Annotated in this window: 22 protein-coding genes; 10 read left to right on the top strand and 12 right to left on the bottom strand. The window is 73.9% G+C overall.

Annotated features, from left to right (window positions below; genetic code table 11):
* The first annotated feature begins 221 nt into the window (after positions 1 to 221).
* The gene (locus tag ACFP1K_RS15915; protein ID WP_380753186.1) at positions 222 to 869 is read left to right on the top strand and encodes an AAA family ATPase; all 648 of its coding nucleotides are present in this window, start codon (positions 222 to 224) and stop codon (positions 867 to 869) included.
* Positions 870 to 897: 28 nt separating this feature from the next.
* Positions 898 to 1,641, top strand: coding sequence for an MBL fold metallo-hydrolase (locus tag ACFP1K_RS15910; RefSeq protein ID WP_380753179.1), 744 nt, complete (start codon positions 898 to 900; stop codon positions 1,639 to 1,641).
* 10 nt (positions 1,642 to 1,651) lie between these two features.
* Here the strand turns inward: ACFP1K_RS15910 and ACFP1K_RS15905 are convergent, their stop codons facing one another.
* Positions 1,652 to 1,948: a hypothetical protein gene (locus ACFP1K_RS15905; protein WP_380753176.1), complete on the bottom strand. Its 297-nt coding sequence runs from the start codon at positions 1,946 to 1,948 to the stop codon at positions 1,652 to 1,654.
* 246 nt (positions 1,949 to 2,194) lie between these two features.
* On the opposite strand from ACFP1K_RS15905, the gene ACFP1K_RS15900 reads away from it, so the two are divergent.
* Positions 2,195 to 2,986 carry a hypothetical protein gene (locus ACFP1K_RS15900; protein ID WP_380753173.1) on the top strand — a complete coding sequence of 264 codons (792 nt, stop codon included), beginning with the start codon at positions 2,195 to 2,197 and terminating at the stop codon, positions 2,984 to 2,986.
* A gap of 137 nt (positions 2,987 to 3,123) precedes the next feature.
* Here ACFP1K_RS15900 and ACFP1K_RS15895 read toward each other — a convergent pair whose 3' ends face one another.
* The 5 genes from ACFP1K_RS15895 to ACFP1K_RS15875 all read right to left on the bottom strand — a co-directional run bounded on the left by ACFP1K_RS15895 (position 3,124) and on the right by ACFP1K_RS15875 (position 7,488).
* Complete coding sequence (locus ACFP1K_RS15895; RefSeq protein ID WP_380753170.1) at positions 3,124 to 4,290, bottom strand: YeiH family protein; 1,167 nt, start codon at positions 4,288 to 4,290, stop codon at positions 3,124 to 3,126.
* Complete coding sequence (locus ACFP1K_RS15890) at positions 4,290 to 4,421, bottom strand: hypothetical protein (RefSeq protein WP_380753167.1); 132 nt, start codon at positions 4,419 to 4,421, stop codon at positions 4,290 to 4,292. The genes ACFP1K_RS15895 and ACFP1K_RS15890 overlap by 1 nt, the downstream gene beginning before the upstream one ends.
* Before the next feature lie 78 nt (positions 4,422 to 4,499).
* Positions 4,500 to 5,090, bottom strand: coding sequence for a hypothetical protein (locus tag ACFP1K_RS15885; RefSeq protein WP_380753163.1), 591 nt, complete (start codon positions 5,088 to 5,090; stop codon positions 4,500 to 4,502).
* Positions 5,087 to 6,475 carry a selenium-binding protein SBP56-related protein gene (locus ACFP1K_RS15880; RefSeq protein WP_380753159.1) on the bottom strand — a complete coding sequence of 463 codons (1,389 nt, stop codon included), beginning with the start codon at positions 6,473 to 6,475 and terminating at the stop codon, positions 5,087 to 5,089. Before ACFP1K_RS15880 ends, ACFP1K_RS15885 begins: the two co-directional genes overlap by 4 nt.
* Positions 6,476 to 6,585: 110 nt before the next feature.
* Entirely contained in the window at positions 6,586 to 7,488 is a 903-nt protein-coding gene (locus ACFP1K_RS15875) for a TauD/TfdA dioxygenase family protein (RefSeq protein ID WP_380753156.1), read from the bottom strand.
* A 288-nt stretch (positions 7,489 to 7,776) separates the two neighbouring features.
* Between ACFP1K_RS15875 and ACFP1K_RS15870 the strand changes: the two genes are divergently transcribed.
* The 4 genes from ACFP1K_RS15870 to ACFP1K_RS15855 are packed head-to-tail and all read left to right on the top strand — an operon-like array spanning position 7,777 to position 10,985.
* On the top strand, positions 7,777 to 8,865 hold the full coding sequence (locus tag ACFP1K_RS15870; RefSeq protein ID WP_380753154.1) for an ABC transporter substrate-binding protein: 1,089 nt from the start codon (positions 7,777 to 7,779) through the stop codon (positions 8,863 to 8,865).
* Between the two features lie 29 nt (positions 8,866 to 8,894).
* Positions 8,895 to 9,686: an ABC transporter ATP-binding protein gene (locus ACFP1K_RS15865; RefSeq protein ID WP_380753151.1), complete on the top strand. Its 792-nt coding sequence runs from the start codon at positions 8,895 to 8,897 to the stop codon at positions 9,684 to 9,686.
* Complete coding sequence (locus ACFP1K_RS15860) at positions 9,676 to 10,554, top strand: ABC transporter permease (protein WP_380753148.1); 879 nt, start codon at positions 9,676 to 9,678, stop codon at positions 10,552 to 10,554. Before ACFP1K_RS15865 ends, ACFP1K_RS15860 begins: the two co-directional genes overlap by 11 nt.
* Positions 10,555 to 10,568: 14 nt before the next feature.
* A complete protein-coding gene (locus tag ACFP1K_RS15855) occupies positions 10,569 to 10,985 on the top strand; it encodes an RrF2 family transcriptional regulator (protein ID WP_380753145.1) in 417 nt (138 codons plus the stop codon).
* On the opposite strand, the gene ACFP1K_RS15850 is transcribed toward ACFP1K_RS15855, so the two are convergent.
* From ACFP1K_RS15850 to ACFP1K_RS15840, 3 genes are all read right to left on the bottom strand, one after another.
* Positions 10,967 to 11,953 (bottom strand): hypothetical protein, encoded by a 987-nt coding sequence (locus ACFP1K_RS15850; protein WP_380753142.1) that lies wholly within the window; start codon positions 11,951 to 11,953, stop codon positions 10,967 to 10,969. The genes ACFP1K_RS15855 and ACFP1K_RS15850 overlap by 19 nt on opposite strands.
* Positions 11,950 to 13,185 (bottom strand): hypothetical protein, encoded by a 1,236-nt coding sequence (locus ACFP1K_RS15845; RefSeq protein ID WP_380753139.1) that lies wholly within the window; start codon positions 13,183 to 13,185, stop codon positions 11,950 to 11,952. The genes ACFP1K_RS15850 and ACFP1K_RS15845 overlap by 4 nt, the downstream gene beginning before the upstream one ends.
* A 238-nt stretch (positions 13,186 to 13,423) precedes the next feature.
* Positions 13,424 to 15,736, bottom strand: a complete 2,313-nt coding sequence (locus tag ACFP1K_RS15840; protein WP_380753136.1) for a hypothetical protein — start codon at positions 15,734 to 15,736, stop codon at positions 13,424 to 13,426.
* Between the two features lie 200 nt (positions 15,737 to 15,936).
* Here ACFP1K_RS15840 and ACFP1K_RS15835 point away from each other — a divergent pair, with 200 nt between their 5' ends.
* A complete protein-coding gene (locus ACFP1K_RS15835) occupies positions 15,937 to 17,181 on the top strand; it encodes a CHAT domain-containing protein (protein ID WP_380753133.1) in 1,245 nt (414 codons plus the stop codon).
* A 28-nt stretch (positions 17,182 to 17,209) separates the two neighbouring features.
* Here the strand turns inward: ACFP1K_RS15835 and fxsT are convergent, their stop codons facing one another.
* Together fxsT and ACFP1K_RS15825 are read right to left on the bottom strand one after the other, a co-directional pair.
* Positions 17,210 to 20,668, bottom strand: a complete 3,459-nt coding sequence (gene fxsT / locus ACFP1K_RS15830) for an FxSxx-COOH system tetratricopeptide repeat protein (protein WP_380753130.1) — start codon at positions 20,666 to 20,668, stop codon at positions 17,210 to 17,212.
* Positions 20,665 to 20,847, bottom strand: a complete 183-nt coding sequence (locus tag ACFP1K_RS15825) for a hypothetical protein (RefSeq protein WP_380753127.1) — start codon at positions 20,845 to 20,847, stop codon at positions 20,665 to 20,667. The genes fxsT and ACFP1K_RS15825 overlap by 4 nt, the downstream gene beginning before the upstream one ends.
* 117 nt (positions 20,848 to 20,964) lie before the next feature.
* Between ACFP1K_RS15825 and ACFP1K_RS15820 the strand changes: the two genes are divergently transcribed.
* Complete coding sequence (locus ACFP1K_RS15820) at positions 20,965 to 21,672, top strand: TetR/AcrR family transcriptional regulator (RefSeq protein ID WP_380753124.1); 708 nt, start codon at positions 20,965 to 20,967, stop codon at positions 21,670 to 21,672.
* A 240-nt stretch (positions 21,673 to 21,912) separates the two neighbouring features.
* On the top strand, positions 21,913 to 23,073 hold the full coding sequence (locus ACFP1K_RS15815) for a GH12 family glycosyl hydrolase domain-containing protein (protein ID WP_380753121.1): 1,161 nt from the start codon (positions 21,913 to 21,915) through the stop codon (positions 23,071 to 23,073).
* A 22-nt stretch (positions 23,074 to 23,095) separates the two neighbouring features.
* Here ACFP1K_RS15815 and ACFP1K_RS15810 read toward each other — a convergent pair whose 3' ends face one another.
* The gene (locus ACFP1K_RS15810) at positions 23,096 to 25,738 is read right to left on the bottom strand and encodes a LuxR C-terminal-related transcriptional regulator (protein WP_380753118.1); all 2,643 of its coding nucleotides are present in this window, start codon (positions 25,736 to 25,738) and stop codon (positions 23,096 to 23,098) included.
* Positions 25,739 to 26,003: the final 265 nt, after the last annotated feature.

Genomic DNA, 26,003 nt, shown 5'->3' with positions numbered 1-26,003 from the left:
CGGGCCCGGCTCCTGCGACCGTGTACGCCGGAGGCGATCCGGCCACGCCGGAGCGGGCCGGACGGTTCCCTGCCGCCGGTTCGGGAACGGCGTCATCCGCCGCCGGAGGGGCGGGGGCTGAAACTCCGGGCGGGTCCCGTGCGTTGGACAGGGCAACGGGCCCGATCGGACCGGTGATCCCCGTTCGCTCCTCGGGCTCCCGAGCGGATGACGAGAGGTCAATGATCCCTGAGCCGAGCACTACGAGGACGGACCGCGAGCCGTGCCTCGTGCGGGCCGCGGCGACCGCCGAAACACTGAGTTACCCCGCCGGGTCACTGGTGCTGCTCGCCGGGCTGCCGGGGGCGGGCAAGAGCACGCTGCTCGCGCGGCTGTACGGAATGAGCGGCGACGAGCGGGAGCCGGTGGTGGCCGGTGACGTGCGCGTGGTCGACTCCCGGCAGGCGCGCAACTGGTGGGCGCGGTTCCTCGGGCCGGTGCCGCCGCGGGCCCGCACGCCCCTGGTGCACGCCACCCACGTGGTGCGCATCGCGCGTGCCGTGCTGGGGGGGCACGCCGTCGTCGCGCACACCCGGGGGACCTGGCCGCACATCCTGTACGGCTTCGCGTGGCTCGCCCGCCGCCGCGGCGCCGCCATGCACCTGATCCTCCTCGACACCCCGCCCCAGGCCGCCCGCGACGGCCAGTACTCACGGGGACGGGTCGTCACCACGACCACCTTCGCCAGGCACTGCCGCCGCTGGCAGGTTCTCCTCGCCCGCGCCCGTGCCGGCGGCCTCCCCTCGGCCGCCGGCGTCACCGTCCTGGACCGGGGCGCCGCCGACCGGCTGTGCGGCATCCGCTTCGACGGCGACGGCGCCCGCCGGTGACCGGCGAGCCGGTGGCTAGTATGCGTGGATGCGGCTGACGATCATCGGCGCGTGCGGCGCGTGGCCGGACGCGGGACAGGCCTGTAGCGGGTACCTCGTGGAGTACGAGGGGTTCCGGCTGCTGGTCGACGCCGGGTACGCCACGGTGCCGCGGCTGCTGGAACGGGTCGCCGCCGGGCAGATCGACGCGGTGTTCGTCAGCCACGGGCATCCCGACCACTGCGCGGACCTCAACCCCCTGCTGCGCGCGCGTACGCTGCGGGACGACCCGGCGGGGCCGCTGCCGGTGTACTCACCACCCGGTGCGCTGGACGCGGTGCTCGCGCTGGACCGGCCCGGCATGATGGCCGGGGCCTGCGTCCCGCACGAGTTCACCCCGGGCGACACGTTCGGCATCGGGCCGTTCCGGGCCGAGACGCGGTCGCTGCCGCATTGGGTGCCCAACGCGGGGGTGCGGCTGACGGCGGGCGGGCGGGTGCTCGCGTACACCGGAGACACCGGTCCGAGCCCGGCCGTCGTGGAGCTGGCGCGCGACGCCGACCTGCTCCTGGCCGAGGCCACCTACGTGGACGAGGTCCCGCCGGACTCGCGGTCCAGCCTGTCGAGCGCCCGCCAGGCGGGCCGGTACGCCGCGGACGCCGGCGCGCGGCGCCTGGTGCTGACCCACCTCCAGCCGGGCACCGACGCCACGGCCGCCCGCGCGGCGGCCGTGGCCGGGTACGACGGGGAGGTCGGCGTCGCCGCCTCCGGTCTCGTCTTCGATCTCTCCTGAGCCCGGCGCGTCACTCGCAGCGGTTGGCGAGGACGGTGCCGGGGCCGGTCACCCAGACGCTGCCGCAGGTGTAGGTGTAGGTGCCCGGCGGGACGGTGACCAGCCCGGGTTCGCCACCGCCCTGACCGGTGCACTCCTCGCCGTAGACGAAGTACGGCCCGAGCACGGGAATCGGGGACGGGGTGGCGTAGCCGCTCGCGCAGTCGTAGGACGCGTCGGCGTGCGCGGCGCCGGGGACCAGCAGTGGGACGGTGAGCGCCGCCGCGAGGACGACGGCTCGGACGGCGCGCTGTGCGGGGGAGGTCATGGGGGTGCCTCTCGCCGGGGGACGTGGGCCTGAGCGCGGTGCCAGGACTGCGTACCCGGCGGGAGACGGGTCAACCTTCGCGAGGGCGGCGCGGAATGAGGCTTTCAGAGCGGGGACCGGGGGACGCGGCCGTCGTCGCAGGTCGGACCCCCGGCGGGGGCGGGGGTGATCGCGGGCACTGGGGGCGGCGCGGGGGATGTCGTAGCTTGGGCTGCTTGCTGGTCGTCCGTCCGGAAGGGGATCGTGGTGCGGAAGTGGTTATCCGTGGCCTGTGCGGCCATGTTGCTGCCGCTGGCGGGGGTTTCGGCCGCCTCGGCGTCGGGGGAGCGGGCGGCGCACGGGGCGAAGACGTGCGCCGGTGCGGGGCTGCTGTTCTGTGAGGACTTCCAGGGGCAGCCGGAGGGCGGGGCGAGCAGCCTCAAGTGGGGGGTCGACACCAAGCACGGCATGCTGACGGTCGAGCGGGACGGGCGGCACGGGCAGAAGGTGCTGCACGTGCGCACCGAGGGCAACGGGCGCGCGTTCCTGAAGGTGGACGACTTCGCGGCGCCGGGGAACAGCTTCTACGGCCGGGTGCGGCTGAAGGTCAAGGCGTTCCCGACGGCCCCCGACTGGGCGCACTACACGCTCATCGAGACGACCGGGGCCGGGCCGGAGGTCATCCGCCCGCTCGGCGGCCAGTACGTCCCCGAGGTGGGCGACGGCGTCGCGCTGTGGGGCGTCGGGGCGGACGGCGGCCCGACCGGCGACTGGACCAACTGGCGGGAGTCCGCGCCGTCCCGCGCGGGCGTGTGGCAGTGCGTGGAGTGGCGGATGGACGCCACCGACAACCGCATCACGGTGTGGTTCGACGGCGTGCGCAAGCCCGACCTCACCGTCTCCACCCGCGAGCACGGCGGCAACCAGGTCGACTTCGTCTTCCCCCGCTTCGACACCGTCAAGCTGGGCTGGCAGCTCTACCAGGGCAACCCCACCCCCGGCTCGTACGACGTCTGGATGGACGACATCGCGCTGAGCGCGCAACGCGTGGGCTGCTGACGAGGACGACCCCCTGCCCCGGGGCGCCGGAAGCGCGTGAAACGGCGCCCCGGGGCCTGGGGTGCGGCGACGCCCTCCGTCACCGCACCCCAGATCCCAGGCGGCGGAGCCTGAGCCGCCCGAGGTCTCGAAGGCCGTCAGGCGGTGAAACCGCTGAACAGCAGCGTGGCCAGCCCGAGGGCGACCACGACGTTGACGAGCGTCGCGGCGGCGAACACGGCGACCGGGCGCCAGCCCGCCTCCCGCAGCGACGCCACCCGGAACTCCAGGCCGATGCTGACGAACGCCAGGATGAGGAACCACACCCGCAGGTCGTTGGCGACGCCGATGACGGCCTTGCCCTCGGCGGCGGACACCGTGCCGAGGTACCAGGTCGCGATCACCGACGCGGCCACGAACCCGAGCACGAACTTGGGGAACCGCCGCCAGAGCTCGCCCGCCCCCGGCCGGGCCGCCCCCGGGCGGCGCTCGATCCGGAAGGCGAACCACGCGGTCAGCGCCACCACCACGATGCCGATGAGGGCGTTCTGCGTCACCTTGACGATGGTCGCGATGGCCAGGGCGTCCTCGCCCGCCAGGGCCCCGGCGGCGGTCACCGCGGCCGTGGTGTCGATGTTCCCGCCGATCCAGGCCCCGGCCACCGCGGGGCTCAGCCCGAAGGCGTCCGCCAGGGCGGGCAGGATGAAGATGGACGGCAACGCGAACGCGATGACCAGGCTGGCGCTGTAGGCGAGCTGTTCCCGCTTGGCCTGCACGGCCCCGGCCGCGGCGATGGCGGCGCTGACCCCGCAGATGGACACCGCGGCGGACAGCAGGGCCCGCAGCTTGTCGTCCAGCCCGAGCCGCCCGCCGAGCCACCAGGTGAACAGGAACACCGCGCTGATCAGCACGATGGCCTGGATGATGGCGGGCCCGGCGGCGGTGACGATCAGCGAAAGGTTGATCGACGCGCCGAGCAGCACCAGGCCGGTCTTGATGAAGAACTCGGTGCGGAAGCCCCCGGAGAGGCGGTCCCGCAGGCCCGTGGCGGTGAGGACCGCGTTGCCGAGCAGGCCGAGGACGATCGCGTACACCGGGTACTCGATGGCCTTGGCGAGGTCCGACCCGGTGAACCAGGTGGGGACGTTCTTCTCCAGGAACCTCGTCGCCGCGGCGAGCACCAGCACGACCAGCACGCCGAGCACCGCCCACCCGAGCGTCCCGGACGGGGCGGCCGGCGAGGGCGTGTCACCTGTCGTGGTGGCGGTGGCGGTGGCGGCACGGTCGGGGGACGGCTCGTCCCGCTGGATCTCCCCGGTGCTCATCACGGCACCAGCCCGGTGGGGATGACCCCGGTGAGCACCAGCAGGAGCAGGACGAGGCCGACGATGGTCGCCAGCCAGTCTTCGTTGAACGCGGCGCGGCTCTCCCGCGCGGTCGGTTCCGGGTCGGTCATGACACTTACCTCTCCGCGGCCCGAGTGGCCGCTGGATCACACGTACCCGGCCGGGGGGAGCGGCCGGGAGATCATGGGTCAGGCCTGTGCCAGCGTCAGGCCGCCCGCCACCACCAGGGCCAGCGCCCACATCCGGTCCACGTTGAACCAGGCGCGCCGCAGCACGGTCAGCCCCGCCACCCGGTACACCACGATCGCGATCGCCCCCGCGACCGCGAACATCGCCAGCGTGTGCAGGGCGGCGACCTCGACGCCGCCGCGCAGCGAGCGGCCTTCGGCGTGCAGGCCGGTGAACAGCGGGATGAGCATCAGGCCGGCGCCGTGGGCCGACGACATCAGGAACGACCAGGCGGCCAGCTGCGGATGCGACAGCCGCATGCCCACCCAGCGGAAGTGCCGGTCGGACAGCAGCCGCCACAGGCCGAACCCGACCAGCACCACCCCGCCGAGCACCGTCAGCGCGGTCGCCGTCACCAGCGAGCCGGTGAGGCCGACCGCCAGCGCGACCACCGCCACCGAGGCCAGATGACCGGCGGCGATGGCGGGCAGCGACGCCAGCACCACGCCCTGGTCGCGTTCCTGCAGCCCCCGGGCCACCGCGAACAGCCACCCCATGGCGGGGTTCAGCCCGTGGAAGGCGCCGAGCAGCACGGCCGTCAGGGTGGTCACGGGTAGCAGTAGGAGTCGGAGGAGGCGTCGCCGCCCTGCAGCCTGACCTGATGGGGGCGCAGGCCGCGGAACGCGTCGCCGTTGGGGAAGAACCGCTCGTCGAAGGTGAAGGACTCCGCGTCGATCTTGGCGAGCCAGGCGCCGACGCCCTCGGGGTAGAACTGGTCGTCCCACGAGCCGTAGAGGGAGTTGGTGACGTAGACCCGCCGCCCGTCCCTGCTGACCTCCACCATCTGCGGCCCGCCGCGCAGCGGGGCGTCCAGCGCGGGGTGCGCGGTGTTGCCCACGATGCCGCCGATCCGCAGCGAGCCGATCTCGACCGGCTTGAACGGGTCGGAGACGTCGTACTGCTTGATCTCGCCGGTGCCCCAGCACGAGACGTACAGCCGCTGGTCGTCCACCGACAGGTCGATGTCGGTGACCAGCGGCGGCACCGCCCCGAACGGCTTCAGGATGTCCGGCAGGTCCTCCGCGGCGGCGGGTTCGGCCGGGATGTCGATCACCCGGCGGGCCTGCCACCGGCCGTCCTCGTGGAACCAGGTCCACACCGAGGCCGACAGGTCCTCGACGCTGGTGACCACGCCGACGAAGCCGTAGGTGCGGGTCGGGTCGTGCGCGGGGCGCAGTTCGAGCGGCATCTGGTACTGGTCGCCGAGGTCGACCTCCTGGAGGTGACGGCGCTTGCGCAGGTCCCAGAAGTGCAGTTTGTGGCCGTACTTCCGGCCGAGCAGCAGCTCGCCGACCAGGCCGTCCTCGATCATGGACGGCGTGCCCCACTCGGAGGTGACCAGCACGTCGTGGTTGATGTGCCACCAGAAGTCGTAGGCGAGGTACTGCGGTCCGCGATCCACCTCCCAGCGGCCGAGCACCTCGAACGACCGGTGGTCCAGGACCGCGATGCCGCCGGGGCCGTCCTCGCCGCCCGCGCCGCCGAGCGCCGACACGTACAGGCCGTCGGGCCCGCAGTGGACGGTGTGCGGCCGGGAGTACCCGGCGCGGCGGGCGAGCTCTTCTGGCTCGACCACCTTGACGATCTCCGGGCTGATGCGGTCCTTGGTGTCCAGGATGTGGATGCGCGACGACCGCAGGCCGGGCACCACGAGGTAGCGCCGCTCGACGTGCGGATGCGGCGCGTACGGGCACAGCGCGCTGCTGCAGGCGTTCCACCCGAAGTGGTGGAGTTCGTCGCCGGTGTTCGGCAGGTCGGTCCAGCCGACCACCTCGCCGTAGGTGGGGGAGGTCGTGTCGGTGTCCAGGACGGCTATCGCGTCCGGCCGGGCGGCCCGGCGGTCGAAGGCGGCGACGTAGGCCAGCCGTTCGGCCGGTGCGGACGCGGCGTCCCGCGGTGAGGGGTAAAAGGTGGGGTCCGGTGTCCAGAGTGCCATCTTCCCAGCATCCCGCTAATTCCTACAAGGTCAATAGGTAATCGCGCGATCACGCCTCGGCGCCGGCCGGTTCCCCGTGCAGGCGGGGAACCGGCCGGCGCGGGCGTGTCTCAGGCGGCGACCGGCGAGTACGCCGTGGCGTCCCCGCTCAGCGCCACGCTGGGACGGTCGTCGACGCCCACGGGGACGTCGCCGGCGATGGTGACCCGGTGCAGCCGCCGGGCCTGGTCGCCGAAGTCGTGCACCACGCGGTGCTGGGTGGCACGGTTGTCCCAGATGGCCACGTCGCCCGGCGCCCAGCGCCAGCGCACCGTGTTCTCCACCTGGGTGACCTGCTCCTGGAGCAGGTTGATGATCGACGCGGAGGTCTGCGCCGTCAGGCCGGTGATGCGCTTGGCGAAGTCGCCGAGCAGGATGGCGCGCTCGCCGGTCTCGGGGTGCACGCGCACCACCGGATGCTCGGTTTGGTACTCCGTCGAGGCGAACACCTCGGCGTACTTCCTGGTCCGCTCCGGATCGTCGGAGGTGGCGACCCGCGCGTAGTCGAACTGGTTGGTGTGCACCGCGCGCAGCCGGTCGGCCAGGTCGCGCAGCGCTTCGGGCAGGTGCTCGTAGGCGGCCACCGTGTTGGCCCAGATGGTGTCGCCGCCCGCCGGGGGGACCTTGATGGCGCGCAGCACCGAGGCCAGCGGCGGCCGGTCGACGAAGGTGACGTCGGTGTGCCAGCGGTCGACCTTCTGGCCGGCGCTGTAGTCCAGGTCGAGGATGTGGGAGTTGCCGTCCAGGGCGGGGACGGTGGGATGCGCGGTGGTGGGCTCGCCGAGCAGCCGGGCGAAGGCCACCTGCTCCTCCTCGTCGAGGTGCCACTGGCTGCGGAAGAAGATCACTTTGTGGGTGAGCAGGAGGAGGCGTAGCTCGGAGACCACGCCGGCGGGCAGGTCGCCGCCGAGCCGCACGCCGGAGATCTCGGCGCCGATGCGGCCCGCTACGGGGGAGACGTTGATGGTGGACATGGGGGCTGGTTCCTTCCGGGAGGGGATGAGAGGGGGTCTCAGCGGAAGGAAGGACACAGCGCGCTGGCCACGCGGCAGAAGTCCACGTGACCCCGGATGATCAGGGAGGTGGTGGTCACGTTCCCCAAGGTAGAGTGTCGCGCGGCGTAAAGTCAACACAACCGGTAGGGAATAGGGGTTTACACGATGACCGGATCCGGTCGTGGCGCGTTCCAGGCTTGACGACGCGGGGGGGCCACCTCTATAAACGAGTAAATCTACTAAATAAGTGGGAAATAGGGAGTTTAGATGAGCGCTCGCAGGGTTCGTGGGGTGGTGGCCGTCATCGCCGCCCTGGCGATGACGACCTTAGCGGCGGCCTGCGGGGGCACGGACGCCGGGACTCCGGCCGGAGGGGCCAGTGGAGGGGCAAGCGGAGGGGCGGCCGCGGGCCCGGCCGAGGTACGGCTCGGCTTCTTCCCCAACATCACGCACTCCACCGCGCTCGTCGGGGTGGAGAAGGGCCTGTTCGCCAAGCACCTCGGCAGCGGCACCGCGCTGAAGACCAGCCAGTTCAACGCCGGTCCCGCCGCCATCGAGGCGGTGTTCTCCGGCGCGATCGACGCCACCTACATCGGTCCGAACCCGGCGATCAACGCGTGGTCCAAGTCCAAGGGCGAGGCCATCAAGATCGTCGCGGGTGCCGCGTCGGGCGGCGTGTTCCTGGTGGTCAAGCCGGGCATCAACTCGGCCGAGGACCTCAAGGGCAAGAAGATCGCCACCCCGCAGCTCGGCAACACCCAGGACGTGGCCCTGCGCTACTGGCTGAACGAGAAGGGCATCAAGACCGACACCAAGGGTGGCGGCGAGGTCTCCATCGTCCCGCAGGAGAACTCCCAGACCGTCCAGACCTTCGCCACCGGCGACATCGACGGCGCCTGGGTGCCCGAGCCGTTCGCCAGCCGCCTCATCAAGGAGAGCGGCGGCAAGGTGCTGGTCGACGAGCGCGACCTCTGGCCGAACAAGCAGTTCGTGATCACCCACCTGATCGTGCGGCAGGAGTTCGCCAAGGAGCACCCCGACACCGTCAAGAAGCTCGTCGAGGCGCACGTCGAGGCCAACGCGTACATCAACTCCGACCCCGCGGGCGCCGCCCAGACCGTCAACGCGGCCCTGGAGAAGCTGACCGGCAAGCCGCTCAAGCCCGACGTGCTGGACGCCGCCTTCAAGAACATCACCTTCACCAACGACCCGATCGCCTCGTCGCTGGTGGGCAGCGCCGACCACGCCATCAAGGTCGGCCTGCTGGACCCGGTGGACCTGAACGGCATCTACGACCTGACGATCCTCAACCAGGTGCTCGCCGCCAAGGGCGAGCAGGCCATCTCCGACAAGTAGCCGGTACGCAGCCGAGAGGAACCGTGAGCATGACTGCTCCGCTGGTGGAGCAGGCCGGCGGCCGGATCGACGGGCATGGACCCGCGATCCGGCTTTCGGCCGTCTCCAAGATCTACGGCCAGGGCAAGGCCGGCCTGCTCGCCCTGGACGAGGTGTCGCTGGACGTGGCCCCCGGAGAGTTCGTCTGCCTGCTGGGCGCCTCCGGCTGCGGCAAGAGCACGCTGCTGTCGCTGGTGGCCGGGCTGGACCGGGCCACCGCCGGGAGCATCGAGGTCGACCGCAGGCGGGTGGCCCTGATGTTCCAGGAGCCCGCGCTCTTCCCCTGGCTGACGGTGTCGGCCAACGTCGAGATGGCGCTGCGCGCCAAGGGCGTGGCCAAGCGGGAGCGCCGGGCCCGCGCCGCGGAGTTCCTGGAGATCGTGCACCTCGGCGACTTCGGGGCCAAGCGCCCGCACGAGCTGTCCGGCGGCATGCGCCAGCGGGTCGCCCTGGCCAGGGCCCTGGCCCAGGACGCCGACGTGCTGCTGATGGACGAGCCGTTCGGCGCGCTCGACGCCATGACCCGCGACCTGCTGCACGACGAGCTGGAGCGCATCTGGCGCGAGCGCAACCTCGCGGTGCTGTTCGTCACCCACAACGTGCGTGAGGCCGTACGGCTCGGCGACCGGGTCGTGCTGCTGTCCAGCCGCCCCGGCTCGGTCGTGGAGGACTTCCCCATCACACTGCCGCGCCCGCGCCGCACCGACTCCGCCGAGGTGGCGCGGCAGGCCGCCGACATCACCGAGCGGCTCAAAATGGAGGTCATGCGCCATGGCAACTGACACGCGGCCGGCGCGCGACGCCCACGCGCGGCAGCTCGCCGGGCTGGACGCGCTGGAGCTGACGACCCGCCAGAAGGCCGGGATCATCCCCCGGATCTGGGCGGCGGCCTGGCCGGTGCTGTCCGCCATCGCCATCGTGCTGGCCATCTGGCAGGCGGTGGTGTGGGCCGGCTGGTGGCCCGAGTACGTCTTCGCCGGGCCGGTCACCACCCTGACCGACCTCGCCGGGCGCCTCGGGGAGGGGGAGTTCTACCAGGCCGTGGCGGTCACCATGCGCCGCGCCATCGTGGGCTTCGCCCTCGCCATCGCGGTCGGGCTGGTCGTCGGGGCGCTGGTGTCCCGGATCGGGCCGCTGCGGCGCGCGGTCGGCTCGCTGATCACCGGCCTGCAGACCATGCCGTCCATCGCGTGGTTCCCGCTCGCCATCCTGCTGTTCGGCCTCACCGAGAGCGCCATCCTGTTCGTCGTCGTGCTCGGCGCGGCGCCGTCCATCGCCAACGGCCTGATCGCGGGGGTCGACTACACCCCGCCGATCCTGCTGCGGGCCGGGCACATGCTCGGCTTCCGGCGGCTGTCGCTGTACCGGCACGTCATCCTGCCCGCGTCGCTGCCGTCGTTCCTGGCCGGGCTCAAGCAGGGCTGGGCGTTCGCGTGGCGCTCGCTGATGGCGGGCGAGCTGCTGGTCATCATCGCCAACCGGCCGTCGCTGGGCGAGCAGCTGCACTTCGCCCGGGAGCTCGCCGACTCCGCGGGCCTGCTCGCCACCATGATCGTCATTCTGTTCATCGGCATCGTGGTCGACCGGGTCTTCGGCGCGGCCGACAGCGCGCTACGCCGCCGATGGGGACTACACCAGGTCACCAACTGAGGGGCCGGGCGGCGATGAGGATCTCCGCCAGGACCCAGTACGCGCTGCGGGCGGCGGCCGAGCTGGCCGCCGCCTCGCCCGGCCCGCTGCCCGCGGAGAGGATCGCGCTGGCCCAGGGCATCCCGCGCAGGTTCCTGGACAACATCCTGCTCCAGCTGCGCCGGGCCGGCCTGCTGCGCAGCCAGCGCGGCCCCGAGGGCGGCTACTGGCTGGCCCGCGCCCCCGACCAGATCAGCCTGGCCGACATCGTACGCATCGTCGAAGGCGTCCCCGAGGGCGGCGACCACGGCGGCTTCCCCGGGGTGGCCGGCCCGCTGGCCGGCGTCTGGGACGCGCTGCGCGACCACGAGCAGGCCATGCTCTCCGACGTCACACTGGCCGACATCGCCCGCGCCACCGCCGGCGAAGCCGCTCAGCCGCGCCCGTCGTAGACCCCCCGCGGGGGAGAGCCGACGGCGCCGCCGTTCTTGTCGCGCAGCACCCGCCGGATCGAGGCGATGGTCTGCTGGATGCCGAGATCGGGCACGTGGGCGCCGTGCTCGGGATCGGACTGGTCGAAGATCCCCACCGTCACCGAGGTGTTCTGCCCGCTGGAGACACCCACCGCGAACTGCCGGAACACGATGGTGGCGTAACGGACCTCGTCGTCGTCATCCTGATCGGCCCTCTTGTCGTCCTCGTCCGAGTCGCTCTTCTCCGGCGGGTCGGCGTCGGTGCGGCGCAGCTCGAAGTCGTCCGGGGCGGCGACCGTGATGGTGGACACCGACGCGACGTGGGCGTACTGGTACTCCTGGGTCTGCTCCAGGAACAGCTTGCCGGTCAGCAGGTCCAGCTCGCTGCGGTAGATGGCCAGGTGGTGGTGGGTCGGGCAGATCACCATGACCTCGTACCGCTGGAACCGCCACACGTCGTCCTTCCCGGCGGTGTAGCCGCTGTGGGTGGACGGGCCGTAGACCAGGATGGGGCGTCTGCCCGGCGCCTGGGCCGTCGCGCCGCGGCTCAGCATCTTGACCGGGTCCCACTCGTTCTCCCCGGTCTCCAGGTCCTCGGCCGTCAGGCCCAGCGACGTCATCGCGGTCCGCTCGATCTTGAGCAGGTCGTCGGCGAGCAGCTTGTCCATCTCGGCGTCGGTCGGCTTGGGCTCGGCCTTGGCGTAGGCCTCGTCGTAGCTGAACTTCATGACGGCGCCGCCGATGCCCGCGACGGCCGCGACGACGAAGGCCACCGCCGCGATCGGGGGGGAGAAGGCGAGGCCCACCAGGCCGAACGCGGCGCAGACCCCCGCCCCCGCCAGGCACGTCAGCGCCATGGCGCGGTCGGCGGGGTCCGGCGACTTGGCGAAGTACTTCTTGATGCGCTTCTTCCGCTCGGTGGCGGTGTGGTCGATCTTGCCGTTCATCCTGCGCTCCTCTCCGCCCGCGCGGCGAGCAGACGCCATACGTGGTTCTCCTCGGCCGTGAACAGCCGGACGATCTCGGCGGCGCGGTCCCGCGGCACGTCCTCCACCAGGCGCACCAGCTCGGGCGGGACGGCCCGCCGCAGCGTCCAGGTCATCCTGTGGTCCTCCAGCACCAGGCACCACAGGGCCCTGGCCTCCGGCAGCCCGTCACGGGCACCGTCGAGCAGCGCGACGATCTCGTCGACGGCCGCCCGGCCGTGCATGTGCGGGCGGCGCCCCCCGAGCAGGGCGAGGGCCAGGTAGTAACAGGCCTGGGGATCCTCCGGGTCGTGCTCCAGAGCCTCGGTCAGCCGCCGCCGCGCCGGACCGTACCGCCCGGCGCGGAGCGCCCGCAGGCCGAGCGCGAACGGGTCGGGCCGCTCGGCCGGCGGATGGATCTGGATCGTCTGCGCCTGGTAGATCGACTCGCCGTACTGCGCGCCGATGTGGAACGCGGCGCCCCCCTGGCCACCGGACGCCCCGGCCGGACCGCCCGGCGCCTCCGTACGGGCCCGCGCCGTTCGAGAACCCTGCCCGGTCTCCGGATCCTGTGCCGTTCCCGGGCCCTCGCGTTCCCGTTCCCGGCGGCCGGAAGGGCCGGGAGGCGGGGCGCCGGGGACGTGGACGTGGGCGAGCTCGCGGAAGCCCTTGCCCGGCAGGTCGACCTCCACCTCCCGGAACCACGCGGGACGCAGCCCGCCGAGCTCGGAGAGCACCACCTTGCGGTACACGACATCGGAGACGATCAGCGCGAGCGCGGCGTCCGGCGCGCTCTCCAGCGCCTCGCGCACCGGCACGGAGTCGAGCAGGCGGCTGAGCACGACCAGCGCCGGCCCCGCCGTGCCGAGGCTGCCGCGCGTCAGCACGTCGGTGTGCATGGCCAGCCGCAGACGGATCCGCTGCCCCGGCGCGTGCCCGTCGTTGTGGTCCCGCAGCAGCAGGTCCAGCTCCGCCGTCCACCGCCGCACCACCGCGACCAGATCGGTCCCCTCGGGCAGCTCGGCCAGCTCGCCGTCCCCGCTCACCTGCCGGGTCCACCCGCCACGGTCCAGCCCCGCCGCCTCCGCCGCGGCGCCGAGGATCTCGTCGAGATCCCGCTGCACCTCCAGCTGCTGCCGGGTGGTGCGGGAACTGTATCTCTGGACGTCGACCCCGACGACGAAACGGTCCACCAGAACTGGGCGCGCGGCCACCGGACCTCCTGGCACGGCTAGCGGGCAGCGATCGACTCCGCGTGAGGATCCGCCCGTAATTCAGCCCCCCATAGGCCCGGCGAATCCCCCACTACGACCGACGCCAGTATGGCAGCTTGGTAGGGGAATGCACCTTATATAAATAATAGAAATGGGTTAACTTCCGAGCCGCGCCACCGCCCCACCGGAATGATCGAAATCCGATTCTCTATAGCGGGAAAAAGTAGGAATTGTCCATCTAGGGCAACGGCATGTCCCCGGCAGCGGCGTCCAGCCCGGCGGCGACCTCCCGCAACCGCGCGGCGAGCGCGGGCACGCGCCCCTCCAGCGCGGCCAGATCGGCACGCCGATCGAGCATCTGCCCATGCAGCACCCCCCGCCCCTGCTCCAGCAGCTCCACCGCACGACCCCGCCGCGGTGGCTCCGTGGCGCGTACACCCTCCCCCGGCTCCACCGCGTGTTCCCGCTCCTCGTCCGTCAGGCGGGCCGCCGCGGCGTCCGAGGCCAGGCCGGTGACCTGCCGGAGCCGGTGCTCCTGGTCCGGGCGCTCGACGCCGGGCCAGGCGGCCCGTGCCAGCAGTTCCACCGCACCGGTCAGTACCTCGGCGGCCGGGCCCCACCGCCCCATGCCGGCCTCCAGCCGGGCCAGGCGGCGGGCGGCCCGGATGCGCGTGTCGGCCGGCGCCGTCATCACCCCCGCCGCCTCGCGCAGCGCGCGGACGGCCTCGGCTCGCGGGGCGACGATCCGCGCGACCTCCGAGCGCGGAGGACGGCGGCCGGGCTCACGGCGCGGGTCCCGGCCGGAGTCCCGGCGAGAGGCGTGGCCGGCGGCGTCGCTTGGGACGGCTGCCGTGCCGGGCGGGGTCTCCAGCAGGTACGTCGCGTACTCGGTGAGGTAGAGCGGCCGGTCGGGATGGGTGGCGGGAGCTCGGGCGACGGCGCGGCGGGCAGTGGCCTGGGCGAGGGCGAGGGCGGCGGGGTCGTGGCGGGCCCGCCAGGCGAAAGCGTGGGCGCGGGCGAGGTTGTGCAGGGCCGTGGCGTGCACCGTGACGTCGAGGTTCTCCTCGGCGGCGTCCGCGGCGCCTGTGTGGGCGGCGATCGCCTCGTCGAGGTCCGCGTGCCCGCCCGACACCTCGAACCGGGTCAGCAGCGCGGTGCCCAGGTTGGACAGGTGGATGGTGCGCCGCGCGCCGGGGTGGTCCGCGGACGCGGCGGCCGCCCTGCGGGCCGCGTCCACGGCGGTGTCCAGGTCGGCGGGCTCCTGGGTGCGCAGGTAGCGGATGCGGGCCGCGGTGCCGAGATTGGTCCAGCGGCTCGCCAGGTTGGGATGCTCCGGGCCGGTGGCTGACGCCGCCTCGCGGGCCGCGTCCACCGCGGTGTCGATGTCGGCCAGGGCACCGAACATGTCGTAGCGGGTCACCAGTGCCGACGACAGATTGGCCAGGCAGCGGGCCCGCAGGGGGTGCTGCGGCCCGCAGGCCTCCACGGCTCGGGTGAGCACGTCGACCGTCATGGCGAGGCTGCCGGGGTCGCCGGTGTACTGCGCGTGGGTGTTGGACACGACTCCGGCGTTGGACAGGACGGCGACGCGGTCGGTGCCGGGCATCGGCCCGTCCACGGCGGCGCGGGCGTGCTCGCGCGCCTCGTCCAGGTCGGTGATCCGGCCGGTCAGCTCGAACCGGTCGGTCAGGGTCATGGCCAGGTTGGTCAGATACCTGGCGCGCAACGGCTCGGCGCGCCCGGTGGCGTCGGCGGCCGCGCGCCCGGCGTCGATGGCGGCGTCCAGGTCCGCGGGGTCGCGCAGGCCGTTGAACCGCCGGTTCAGCACGAGGGAGAGTGTCGAGAGCCGGGACGCCGCCTCCGGGTCCGCGTCCGGCGGCGGCAGCGTCCCGAAGCAGGCGAACCGCACGGCTTCGTCGATCTCCCAGCGGAAGCGGCGCCGCCCGGCCTCGTACCGCGCGCTCAGCGCCGCGGCCAGGTTGCTCGCCTGGGCCGGCCGTATCTCGTCGGGCGGCGTGACGATGTCCACCGCGTACAGCAGCCGGATCGCCTGGTCGCGACTCCCGGCGTCACCGTCGTGAAAGGCCCGCTCCAGCAGGTCCGCCGCCGCCGCGGCCCAGGCGCCGGCGACCGTCTCCCACGAACCCGCCGAGATCACCGCGACCCCGTCGGGAATGGCGGCACCGTACCCCGCCGCGCGCCGATAGAGCGCCACGGCGGCCAGCCCTTCGGCATCACCGGCGACCGTATGCACCCCCGCCAGCTGATGCCTGGTCACCAGCACCGTGGCGGCGAGAGCCAGCGCCGCACCCGGCCCGGCGACACCGGGGGCATCCGGCGCGCCGAGGGTGTCCCGCACGCCGGGAACATCCGAGACGCCAGGAACGTCTGGGATGCCGGCGGTGTCCGGGACCCCGGGGGTGTCCGGGTCGGGGATCTGCCGGGCCAGTACGGAGATCTCGGCGAGTGTCCTGTCGTCGCGCAACGGCGAGTCGTCGCCCCGTTCGAACGCGGCGAGGCGGGCGGCGAGTTGGCTCGTCAGAGAAGGCATCAGGTCGCACTCCCGATATCGACCGGCCGGGTGGTCCGGGCGAATCCACCGGGGAGTGGCACCCGGCATGACCGGCTTTCTCCGTATACATTTGCATATCGGAGACGGGGCGGAACGTGGATAGAGCATCGGATATCCATCGGGTCCGGTCCGGGAAACTCCGGCGGGTGCCGGAAAGACCATCGGAACAGGGCGGCGGGATGAATCCTGAATCCAGTGAGGCGCGATTGATCGACCGGCGGATCGCGCTGGCCCGGGAATGGGACGAGTTACTGGAGCAGGTGCGGGCGCTGAAGGGGTTCGAGGACTTCCTGCTGCCGCCGCCGATCGAGACGCTGCTCCCGGCCGCCGCCGAGGGGCCCGTCGTCATGGTGAACGTCAGCGCGTGGCGGTGCGACGCGCTCATCGTGACGACCGAGGGGGTGCGGGCGGTGCCGCTGCCGGGGCTGAGCCTCGCGTCGGCGCAGGAGCGGCTGGGGGAGTACCTGCGGGTCGTGACGGGCGACGGGCTGGAGGAGCGGGAGGCGGTGCTGACCTCGACGCTTGGCTGGCTGTGGGACGCGGTGGCCGAGCCGGTGCTCGACGCGCTCGGGTACCGCGCCGAGCCGGCCGGGACGTGGCCCCGGGTGTGGTGGTGCCCGACCGGCCCGCTGACCCTGCTGCCCCTGCACGCCGCCGGTCACCACGGGCCCGCAGGCGGCGGCCGCACGGTGATGGACCGCGTGGTGTCGTCCTATACGCCGACATTGCGGGCGCTGCTGGAGGCACGCGGGGAACGCCGGGGCGTGCGGGGGCCCGGGGACGCGCGCCGTGCCGGGGATGAGGCGGGCGAGGGGAACGGCGACGGCGGGGGAGGGCGCATGCTGATCGTGGCGGTGCCCGACGCCCCGGGGGCGCCTCACCTGGAGAACGTGGTGACCGAGCAGGAAGTGCTGACGAGGCTGTTCCCCGGTGACCGGCACACCCTGCTCGCCGGTGACGACGCCGTGCGGGACCGGGTGCGGGCCGAGCTGCCCCGGCACCGGTGGGTGCACTTCAGCGGTCACGGCGGGCAGGACCTCACCGATCCCTCCCAGGGCGGGCTGCTGCTCAGGGACGGGAAGCTGACCGTGACCGACATCGGCGCGGCGGGCTACCAGGGCGAGTTCGCGTTCCTGTCGGCGTGCAAGACGGCGACCGGCGGCACCGCGCTGCCCGACGAGGCCATCACGATCACCGCGGCGCTGCACTACACGGGGTACCGGCAGGTGATCGGCACCCTGTGGTCGGTGCACGACCGCCTGGCGGTCGTGGTCGCCGACTCGGTCTACCAAAGGCTCACCACCACCGGGCGCTTCCTTCCCGGCGACGCGGCCCGCGCCCTCCACCGCGCCGTCCGCCCCCTGCGCACCGGCTTCGCCGCCCGCCCCAGCCTGTGGGTGCCCTTCACCCACACCGGCCCCTGACCGGCCGCGTCCCCGGGCCGGACGTCTTCTAGGCGCGCGCGGTCGCGGCGGTCAGCCGGCGCAGGGCCTGCCCGGTCCGGCGGGTGAGCTCGGTGGCGCGGACGGTGTCGCCGGCGGTGCGCAGGGCCGTGGCGTACAGGTCGGCCGAGCGCAGGGTCTCGACGTGGGCCTCGCCGAGGAGGCGGGCGCGGCGGTGGTAGGTGTCCTCGGCGAGGTGGTGGGCGCCGTCCAGGTCGCCGAGGGTGCGCAGGACGCGGGCCAGCAGGTCGGCGGCGCGCAGGGCCTCGGGGTGGTCCTCGCCGAACGTCGCGCAGAGCCGCAGGCGGGTGTCCTGCGCGTACGTCCGCGCCAGGGCGGTGAAGCCGGAGGTCCACAGGTCGCGGGCGTGGCTGTGCGCCGAGCGCAGGGTGTCCAGGTGGTCGGGGCCGAGCACCCGGGTCCGGCGGTGCAGAGTGTCCTCGTTCAGCCGGTGGGCCCGCGCGGGCTCGTCCGGAGTGAGCAGCAGCGCGAGCAGGTGCGCCGAGCGCAGGGTGTCGGGGTGGTCGGGGCCGAGCTCCTCGGTCAGCCCGGCGAGCGCCTCCTCGCACAGCTCCCTCGCCGGGCCGGGCCGCCCCTGGGTGCGCAGCTCGGAGGCGAGGTTGTGCGCCGAGCGCAGCGTCTCGGGGTGCCGTCCGCCGAGCACCCGGCGGCGGGCGGCCACCACCGTGTCCAGCAGGGCGCTCGCCCGCTCGGCGACCTCGGCCGGCACGTCACCGCCGCCCGCCAGCGCCGACAGGTCGCCGGCCAGGTTGTGCCCGGCCGCCAGCGTCGCCGGGTCGTCCGGGCCGAGCAGCCGCGCGCGCCGGTCGTACACCTCCTGGTCCAGCTCGCGGGCCCTGCGGAACTCGCCGAGGTCGTAGTGCGCCCGGGACAGCAGGCTCATCGCCTCCAGCACGGGCCCGGCGTCCGGTCCCGCGCCGATCAGCCATCGCGCGCGGGCCGCCGTGGTGAGGTCCCGGACGGTACGGGTGTCGCCGCGCACGGCGAGGTAGTGCAGCGCGTCCAGGTACAGCCGGTGACAGGCCGGGTCGGGGGACCCTGGCAGGTCCAGCGCCAGCACGTGCGGCAGCAGGCTGCCGTATCCGGGCCACGAGCCGGGGTCGCGCGGGTCGCCCGGGTGGGCGCGGGCCAGCACGGGCCGCAGGTCCGGCGCGGGCGTGGGAGTGGTGTCGCGCAGGAACGCCTGGAGCAGGCCGTGCACGCGCAGCGCGGTGCCCTCGATCCGCAGCAGCCCCGACCTGGCCGCCGCCTTCGCGACGGCGGTCAGGCGGATGCGGTCCGCCGCCACGGCGGGCAGCGTCCACGGCAGGCCGTCCGCCCCCGCGGCCAGCAGGTCCAGCGGCACCGGGGCGTCGGCGAGGAACGCGCAGGCCCGCAGCAGGTCCACCGCCTCGGGGCGAGCCTCGGCCAGGGAGTCCAGGCCGAGCGACCAGGCGGCCGACAGCGTCTGGCCGTAGCCGGGCACCGGCTCGGTGTCCAGCGCGGCGGCCGTCCTCGACGACAGCTCTCCGGCGTACCCCGCGGGGTCCAGCGGGGCGTCCTGCAGGAACAGCGCCGCCTGCGCGACCGCCAGCGGCAGGTGCCCGAGTGTCTCGGCGATGGGAGCGGCCTGGGCGGCGAGGGCGCCGTCCAGCAGCTCGGCCAGCAGGTCGCGGGACTCCTCGGGGGTGAGCGGCCCGAGGGGCAGGGGGGTGGCGAGGCTCGACCACTCCGGGCTGCGCGAGGTGATCAGCACGTCCGCGGCGTCGCTGGCCGGGACGTACGCCTGGATCGCGGCGGCGTCCGGCGCGCCGTCGAAGATCAGCAGCCAGTGCCCGCGTGCGCGCATCTCGTCGAACAGGGCGCCGCGCATCGAGCGCACGTCCCCCGGGATCTCCAGGCCGAGCTCGCGGGCCAGGCCGCCGAACTGCTCGCCGAGCAACTCGGGCCGCCCCGCCGAGATCCACCACAGGTGCGTGTACTCGCCGGCGTACCGGTGCGCGTACTCCAGCGCGAGCTGCGTCTTGCCGGTGCCGGGCATGCCGTGCACCGCCACCACCGACGTCCGCCCGGCCCGCATCAGCCCGCGCAGCCCGGCCAGCGTGTTCTTCCGCGCCACGAAGTACGGCACCCGCTCCGGCATGTTCGACATCCGCACCCACGGCTCCGGGCGGCCTGCCGGAGGCGCGGAGCGGGTGACGGCGGACGGGGAGGCGGGCGCCGGGGCGACGGGTGCGGGGACCGGGGGCGTGTCCCGCCGGGCGAGGGTGGCGGCGGGGGAGGGGACGCGGTCGCCGAGGCCCTTGGCCTTGAGGAACTCCGCGGCGGCGCGGGCGGCCACCCAGGTGAACCAGAGGCGGTCCTCGCGCGGGAAGAAGGCGCGGGCGGCGTACAGCAGGGCGCAGGACACCACGGACGGGAGGTACATGTCCTCCCACTCGTCGGCGAAGTTCACCGAGCCCGCCCACGCGGACGTGGCCAGGCTGATCCTGGTGACGATCTCGCCGAGGCCGTTCAGCACGAGGGACTGAGGGCTGTGGCCGGGGCTGATGAGGAACTCGCCGAGTGCGGTGCGCTGCGCCTCGGGCAGGCCGGGCAGGCACGGCGCGATGACCGACATCACGAAGTGCAGCGGGTCGTGGGACAGCGGCGCGTCCGTGCGGAACCGCGACAGGTCGATGAACCGCCGCACCGGGGGGCGCGCCGCCGGGTCCGCGGAGACGATGACGTTGCCGGGGTGCAGGTCGCCGTGCGCGTTCCCGGTGAGCGCCATCAGGCTCACGCCGGCCGTCAGCGCGGGGTCGTCCAGCAGCGCCAGCGGGTCCGGGACGACCGGTGCGCCGCCGGGCAGGGCGCGCGCGTGGTTCGCCGGGTCGCGCAGCCACTCGCGCACCTTGCCGTGGGTCTTCACCCGGTCGCCGAGGATCGAGGTCAGGAAACCGGGGACGGTGTACGGCGCCAGCTTCGGCCCGCGCGGGTTCCACTCGCCGAGGGCGATCGCCATCACGTCCGCGCAGATCGCCGCGACGTCCCCGAACACCGCCGGGCCCTGCTCCAGCGGCCGGGCCAGCGGCTCCAGCCCGTTGAAGCGCCCGCCCGCGATCTCCAGGAACAGGATGTAGCCGTCCCCGTCCACCGGGATCGGGTCGAAGGGCTGCTCCACCAGGCGGGCGGCGCGGAAGGCGACGGGTGAGTGGGCCAGCGCGTCGGCGTGCCTGCCCGGCTCGGGCGGGATGCCGGACCCGGCCGGGTGCAGTTTGACGATGAGCTTGGCCGCGGGGGCGTTCAGCCGGGTGGCGTAGACCGCGAGCAGGCTCGCCTTGGTGTTCCCGGTGCCGGTCCACTTCACGGGCCGCAGGCCGGTGCGGGTGTAGTCCATCCAGGCGAGCAGCGCGGACCGGTGCGGCTCGTCGACGAGGTCGAGTATTCCCCGCGGGTCGTCCGCGGTCACGCCGGCCGGCTCGTTCACGCGTCGCGCGGGAGCGACCGGTCCAGCCCGGCGTCGGGGTCGTCGCGATTGTTGGACGCCGAGTCCGGGGGCATGCCGAGGTAGCGGTTCCAGCGCCGCCCGTCGTACACCTCGAGGTCCCCTGCTTCGGTGAACCGCACGTCTCCGGCCTCGTGCCCGGGGTCCTTCGCCACGCTCATATCTCGAAGTATGCCGCTTTACCCGGCGCGGTGGCGGTGTTCCGGCGGGAGGGTGACGGTATCGAGTGAGCACTCACTCATTGACAGAGTGAGTGCTCACTCCGTACAGTTTCCGCCATGATGACCACGGAGAAGAGGCGCCGGGCGCCCGCGATGAGCCCGGAACAACGCAGAGACATGATCGTGCAGGCGGCGCTGCCGCTGGTGGCCGAGTACGGCGCCGCGGTCACCACCCAGCAGATCGCCCGGGCCGCCGGCATCGGCGAGGGGACCATCTTCCGCGTCTTCGCAGACAAGGACGAGGTGCTCGACGCCTGCATGGCCGAGGCCTCGTCCCCCGACCGCGTCCTGCGCGAGCTGGTCTCGATCTCGCTCGACCAGCCCCTGGCGGACCGGCTGGTGGAGGCGATCGAGGCCCTGCGCGCCCACCTCGGCCGGATGGGCGCCGTCGCCGGGGCCCTGATGGCCTCCGGCCGCCGCCCCCGGCGAGACCAGATCCCGACCGCCGAGGGCCGCCAGTTCCCGGACCGTGCGGGCTCCCTGGCCACCGTCCGCGACGCGCTGGCCGAGCTGTTCGAGCCCGAGCAGGACACGCTGCGGCTCTCCCCGGACAGGTCGGCCCAGGTCTTCATGTTCGCCGCCTCCTCCTCCGGCCGCCTGGCCGGCCACGGCACCATCCCCATGGAGGCGGCCGAGATCGTCGACATGTTCCTGTACGGCGCCTTCGCCGGCACGCGCGGCGGCGGGCACACCCCGGGCGACGACCACGGCGCGGGGGATCGGCGGAGCGAGCACGGCCCGCGCGGTGGGCGGGACTCGAGGTGAAAGTTTCCGGCCGGCGGGGAGGCGTCTCGGCCGTCACCTGTGCGTCCGTCGCGGAGGTGGTGCCCGGGGTGGGGAGATCTGAAAATAGTTTGGACGGACGCCTAACATATTCGGCATGGTCGCCGACGCCCCGGGGTCCGGACCGACGCGGGTGCCGTGGCCGAGGGCGCGGGGCGACGAGGTTCCGGTAGCGCTCCGCGCGCGGCGACCGCCCGGCGCGGGAGCGGAAGGAGTTCGACGATGTCCATCCGACGAACGGCCGCCGTGCTGTCCGCCCTGCTCGTCACCGTGACCGGGGTGGTGTCCCTCACCACCGCCGCCCGTGCCGCCGCCGGGTGCCAGATCACCTACCGGATCGCGTCCGAGTGGCCGGGCGGCTTCAACGGGGACGTCACGGTCCGCAACCTCGGCGACCCCATCACCTCCTGGACGCTGCGCTGGACGTTCTCCGGCGACCAGCGGATCACCCAGGCGTGGAGCGCCACGGTGACCCAGAGCGGCACGCAGGTCACCGCCGTCAACGCGAGCTACAACGGCGGTCTCGGCACGGGGGCGTCGACGACGTTCGGGTTCAACGCCTCGATGAGCGGCACGACGAACGCGGTGCCCACGGCGTTCACGCTGAACGGCGTCGCCTGCACGGGCGCCACCACCTCCCCGAACCCGACGTCCACGCCGACGCCGACGCCGACGCCGACGCCGTCCAACCCCGGGAACCAGCTCTGCACCTCCGGCGACTCGGTGACCATGGGCAAGTACTGGATCAACAACAACCTCTGGGGCCAGAGCAGCGGAACGGGCCGGCAGTGCGTCTGGTCCGGGTCCACGAGCGGCAACACGATCTCGTGGGGGACCAGCTGGACGTGGAGCAACTCGCCCAGCCAGGTCAAGTCGTACGCCAGTTCGGTGCTCGGCTGGCAGTGGGGCTGGAAGGTGCCGGGCAGCGGCCTGCCCGTCCAGGTGTCGGCCAACCGCAACGTGAACACCACCTGGAATTACAACGTGTCCCTGCAGGGCGGCACCAACACCTTCAACGTCGCCTATGACCTGTGGCTGCATCCGAACTCCAACCCCAACACCGAGAATCCCTCGGACGAGGTCATGATCTGGACCTACCGCGGCGGCGGCGCCAGTCCGGCGGGCAGCCGTCAGGCCACCGTCACCCTCGCCGGCACCACATGGGAGCTCTGGCGCGGCAACGTCGGCTGGGAGGTCTACTCCTTCGTCCGCACCGGCAACGCGACCAGCGTGCAGCTGAACCTGCGCGACTTCCTCGGCGCGCTGGTCTCCCGGGGCTGGCTCTCCTCCGCCAAGTACCTGACCAGCGTCCAGGCGGGCACCGAGGTCTTCATCGGCCAGGGCCGCCTGGACACCACGGCGTACTCCGTGACCGTCTCCTAGCGACGGCCGGGACCCGGCGCGGTCAGCCGCGCCGGGCCTCGGGGAACATGTCCGCGAGCTCGGTGCGCCCGCTGACGCCGAGCTTGTCGTAGCTGTTGTACAGGTGGTTGCCCACGGTGCGGGCGGCGATGCCGAGCGCCGTGGCGATCTGCAGGTTGGTCTCGCCCTGTGCGGCGCGCAGGGCGATCTGGTACTCCCGGCGGGTCAGGACGGGGGCGCGGGTCAGGTCCAGCGCGGGCGTGCGGGCTCCTTCGCAGGCGGACGCCCACCGGGCCGCGTGCCACGCGGAACGGCTCGCGGCGCCGGCCCGCCCCCGGTCCCGGTGCGCGGCACTGGCCTGGGCGGCGGCCTCGGCGGCGAGCAGCGCGGCGCCGAGGCCCGCGAAGTCCGCCGCGACCGCGTCCAGCGCCCGCGCGTCCCGCCCGGCCAGGGCCTCGGTGTGCCGGGCGTACAGCGCGGGCAGCGGGCCCTCCAGCGTCGCGGCCAGCTCGCCGAGGCGGGGCAGCGCCCGGGCGGGCTCGCCGAGCCGTGCCAGGTCGTGCAGCAGCGGCGGCTCCCAGGAGTGCGCCCCCATCCGGCGCGCCCGCCCGGCCGCCTCCTCCGCCAGGGCCGCGGCGCGGGGTACGTCGCCCTCGGCCGCCGCGACGGCCGCCTCGGCGGCGTCCAGGGTGAAGCCGAACAACGCGAACGCCTCGCCGTCGCCCGAGCGCGCCTCGGCCAGCAGCCGCCGCGCCGCGGCGAGGTCGCCGAGCAGCGCCAGGGAGTGCGCGAGCTCGGCCACGCCGATGTGCCCGAGCGGCTGCGCGTCGCTCTCCCCGAACAGCCGCCGCGCGTCCTTGAGGTGGCGGACCGCCGAACGCGCCTTCCCGAGCAGCCGCGCCGAACGGCCGAGGGCGAGCGCCGACAGCGCGGTCGCGTAGGACCACGCCGTCGGGTTGCCGACCATGGTGTCGTTCCAGTCCCGGGCGGCGGCCTCGGCCTCCCGCAACTCGCCGCCGAACTGCAGGGCGTAGATCACGCCGAACGCGGGGGCGCCGCGCAGCCAGGGATAGACCGCGGCGTGCGCGTCCATACGCGCCAGGGCCGCCCGGCCGGTCGCGCACGCCTCGGCGGTACTCCCCGTGAACGCCGCCACGGTGCTGCGCGCCGCCAGCAGCACCGTCTCCCCGGCCTCGCTCAGCGGGGGCGGCGCGGTCAGCTCGCCCGCCAGCCGGAGCGCGTCCCCGCACCGCCCGACGTACGCCAGCCACACCAGGTGCGTGGGGCCGAGGTCGTCCCGCCACGGGGAGTCCAGCACGGCGGGCACGGCCTCCGCCATCCGCGCGATCCCCTCCCGGGCCCGGCCGAGGCCCCACACCATGTTGAGGCCGCGCAGGAACCGCAGCCGCACCAGGCCGAGCCGGTCCGCGCACGGCGGCGGCGCGGCGTAGAACTCCTCGGCCTGCTCGGGCCGCCCGCTGAACAGCAGCAGGTCCCCAAGCAGCGGCACCGCCTCACGGCTCCCGGCGGCGACCGCGGCCGTGGCCAGCCGCTTGGTGAGCGGCAGGTCGTGCCCCGCCCATGCCTGCCTGGCCGCGGCGACCAGAGACTCCGCCGTCGCCGGGGTGCCGCTGTCCAGGCGCCACAGCGCGACCCGCAGCGGGTCCTCCCGGCGCCGGGCGCCGTGCCGGGCGACCGCCTCGGCGAGCTCGGCCTGGCACGCCCGCGCCCGGGTGACCGGCAGCGCGGCCCTGATCACGTCGCCGTGCAGCGGGTGGCCGAGCCGGACGTGCAGCCGCTCGCCGTCGCGGTCGACCCGCACGAGGGCCGAACGCTCCAGTTCCTCGACGGCCGCGGGCGAGGTCATCGCGGTGAGCTGGGCCAGCCCGAGGGAGTCGGCGAAGGACAGCAGCTCGACGGCGCGGCGCCGGTCGCCGTCCAGCGTGCCGACCCGGGCGTGGATCAGCTCGCGCAGCCGCGGCGAGGCCGTCCACCGGCCGTGCCACCACCACACCCCGTCGCGCTCGGTCAGCGCACCGGTGCTCTGGCCGGACTCCACCAGCTCGCGCAGCAGCAGGGGGTTGCCGCGCGCGGCCTCGCGCAGCCGGGCCAGGGTGGCGCGCTCGATCTGGCCGCCGAGGGCGGCGGTGAGCACGGCCTCCACGTCGGCGTCCGGCAGCGGCTCGACGTCGACGCGCCGCAGCACCCGTTCCTTCCACAGCGCGGTCAGCGTGCGCGGCGCGGGCTCGCCGTCCCGGACGGACACGACGATCCGCGCCGCGCGGGAGCGCGCCAGGTCGGCGAGCAGCAGCACCGACAGGTCGTCCAGCAGGTGGGCGTCGTCCACCCCGATGACCAGGGTGCGGCCCCCGGCCGACGCGCGCAGGGTCTCGGCGGCGTGCTGCACCGGGTTCCACATGGGCGGCGGCTCGGCGGGCGGCCTCGGCAGCACGCGGTACATCGCGCCGAACGGGATCGGGGTGCCCGCCGCGCAGGCCACCGTGCGCAGCACCTTGACGCCGCGGTCGGCCCGCGCCAGCCTGCCCAGCACGTGGCGCATCAGCTCGGTCTTCCCGGTGCCGGCCTGCCCCGCCAGCGTCACCCCGGCCTCGTCCCGCCCGCGCAACGCCGCGAGCACCGCGGACGACTCCCGCTCCCGGCCGACGAACGGCCAACCACCGCCCATGAGGGGATTGTAGGGCGGCCCCTCCCGGCTTCCGGTGTGCTCGCGGTTCGTCACCCCGCACCCGCCGGACGGCGTCCCCGCCTGCCGGCCCCGCTCCCGCCTGCCGTCCGCAGGGCCGTCCGGCGGGCCACCGGAAGGGCCGTCCGGCGGGCCACCGGAAGGGCCGTCGCTCGGGTCACCTGAAGGGTCGTCACTCGGACCGTCCGAGGGGCCGTCGCCGGGGCAGTCGTGGCGGACCTCGATCGTGGCGCCGGGGCGCCTCGGG

Source organism: Sphaerisporangium aureirubrum (genome assembly GCF_042658925.1).
Classification (GTDB): Bacteria; Actinomycetota; Actinomycetes; order Streptosporangiales; family Streptosporangiaceae; genus Sphaerisporangium; species Sphaerisporangium aureirubrum.
The sequence above is the reverse complement of the archived record's forward strand: the minus strand, read 5'-3'. Positions and strand labels throughout refer to the sequence as shown.

Excerpts from the sequence above, each read along its gene's own strand:
- ACFP1K_RS15810 (WP_380753118.1), bottom strand. The coding sequence starts at position 25,738 with ATGGGCGGTGGTTGGCCGTTCGTCGGCCGGGAGCGGGAGTCGTCCGCG.
- ACFP1K_RS15855 (WP_380753145.1), top strand. The coding sequence starts at position 10,569 with ATGAGGATCTCCGCCAGGACCCAGTACGCGCTGCGGGCGGCGGCCGAG.
- ACFP1K_RS15815 (WP_380753121.1), top strand. The coding sequence starts at position 21,913 with ATGTCCATCCGACGAACGGCCGCCGTGCTGTCCGCCCTGCTCGTCACC.
- ACFP1K_RS15875 (WP_380753156.1), bottom strand. The coding sequence starts at position 7,488 with ATGTCCACCATCAACGTCTCCCCCGTAGCGGGCCGCATCGGCGCCGAG.
- ACFP1K_RS15915 (WP_380753186.1), top strand. The coding sequence starts at position 222 with ATGATCCCTGAGCCGAGCACTACGAGGACGGACCGCGAGCCGTGCCTC.
- ACFP1K_RS15820 (WP_380753124.1), top strand. The coding sequence starts at position 20,965 with ATGATGACCACGGAGAAGAGGCGCCGGGCGCCCGCGATGAGCCCGGAA.
- ACFP1K_RS15850 (WP_380753142.1), bottom strand. The coding sequence starts at position 11,953 with ATGAACGGCAAGATCGACCACACCGCCACCGAGCGGAAGAAGCGCATC.
- ACFP1K_RS15880 (WP_380753159.1), bottom strand. The coding sequence starts at position 6,475 with ATGGCACTCTGGACACCGGACCCCACCTTTTACCCCTCACCGCGGGAC.
- ACFP1K_RS15890 (WP_380753167.1), bottom strand. The coding sequence starts at position 4,421 with ATGACCGACCCGGAACCGACCGCGCGGGAGAGCCGCGCCGCGTTCAAC.
- ACFP1K_RS15870 (WP_380753154.1), top strand. The coding sequence starts at position 7,777 with ATGAGCGCTCGCAGGGTTCGTGGGGTGGTGGCCGTCATCGCCGCCCTG.
- ACFP1K_RS15910 (WP_380753179.1), top strand. The coding sequence starts at position 898 with ATGCGGCTGACGATCATCGGCGCGTGCGGCGCGTGGCCGGACGCGGGA.
- ACFP1K_RS15895 (WP_380753170.1), bottom strand. The coding sequence starts at position 4,290 with ATGAGCACCGGGGAGATCCAGCGGGACGAGCCGTCCCCCGACCGTGCC.
- ACFP1K_RS15865 (WP_380753151.1), top strand. The coding sequence starts at position 8,895 with ATGACTGCTCCGCTGGTGGAGCAGGCCGGCGGCCGGATCGACGGGCAT.
- ACFP1K_RS15840 (WP_380753136.1), bottom strand. The coding sequence starts at position 15,736 with ATGCCTTCTCTGACGAGCCAACTCGCCGCCCGCCTCGCCGCGTTCGAA.
- ACFP1K_RS15825 (WP_380753127.1), bottom strand. The coding sequence starts at position 20,847 with ATGAGCGTGGCGAAGGACCCCGGGCACGAGGCCGGAGACGTGCGGTTC.
- ACFP1K_RS15905 (WP_380753176.1), bottom strand. The coding sequence starts at position 1,948 with ATGACCTCCCCCGCACAGCGCGCCGTCCGAGCCGTCGTCCTCGCGGCG.
- ACFP1K_RS15835 (WP_380753133.1), top strand. The coding sequence starts at position 15,937 with ATGAATCCTGAATCCAGTGAGGCGCGATTGATCGACCGGCGGATCGCG.
- ACFP1K_RS15860 (WP_380753148.1), top strand. The coding sequence starts at position 9,676 with ATGGCAACTGACACGCGGCCGGCGCGCGACGCCCACGCGCGGCAGCTC.